General features: G+C 62.9%; 1 protein-coding gene. It reads left to right on the top strand.

Annotated features, from left to right (window positions below; genetic code table 11):
* Positions 1–719 (top strand): elongation factor Tu (locus QCE79_RS33285; RefSeq protein ID WP_309851733.1); only part of this gene is annotated, 719 nt, incomplete at both ends.

The raw sequence follows: 719 nt of genomic DNA, 5'->3' as shown, positions 1-719 counted from the left end.
AAAGGTAAATTCGAGCGGACCAAGCCGCACGTGAACGTGGGCACGATCGGTCACGTTGACCACGGCAAGACCACGCTGACGGCAGCGATCACGACGGTGCTGACCAAGAAGTTCGGCGGCGAAGCGAAGGCATACGACCAGATCGATGCAGCGCCGGAAGAAAAGGCGCGTGGTATCACCATCAACACCGCGCACGTCGAGTACGAAACGGCTAACCGCCACTACGCACACGTCGATTGCCCGGGCCACGCTGACTATGTGAAGAACATGATCACGGGCGCGGCGCAGATGGACGGCGCAATTCTGGTGTGCTCGGCCGCTGACGGCCCGATGCCGCAAACGCGTGAGCACATCCTGTTGGCGCGTCAGGTCGGCGTGCCTTACATCATCGTGTTCCTGAACAAGTGCGACATGGTGGACGACGCCGAGCTGCTCGAACTCGTCGAAATGGAAGTGCGCGAGCTTCTGTCGAAGTACGACTTCCCGGGCGACGACACGCCGATCATCAAGGGTTCGGCCAAGCTGGCGCTGGAAGGCGACACGGGCGAGCTGGGCGAAGTGGCGATCATGAATCTGGCCGACGCGCTGGACACGTACATCCCGACGCCGGAGCGCGCAGTGGACGGCGCCTTCCTGATGCCGGTGGAAGACGTGTTCTCGATCTCGGGTCGCGGCACGGTGGTGACGGGTCGCGTGGAGCGCGGCGTGGTGAAGGTTGG

The sequence above is a fragment of the Caballeronia sp. LZ003 genome (assembly GCF_031451465.1).
Classification (GTDB): Bacteria; Pseudomonadota; Gammaproteobacteria; order Burkholderiales; family Burkholderiaceae; genus Caballeronia.
Note: the sequence above shows the minus strand (reverse complement) of the source record. Positions and strands in the feature narration are given on the sequence as shown.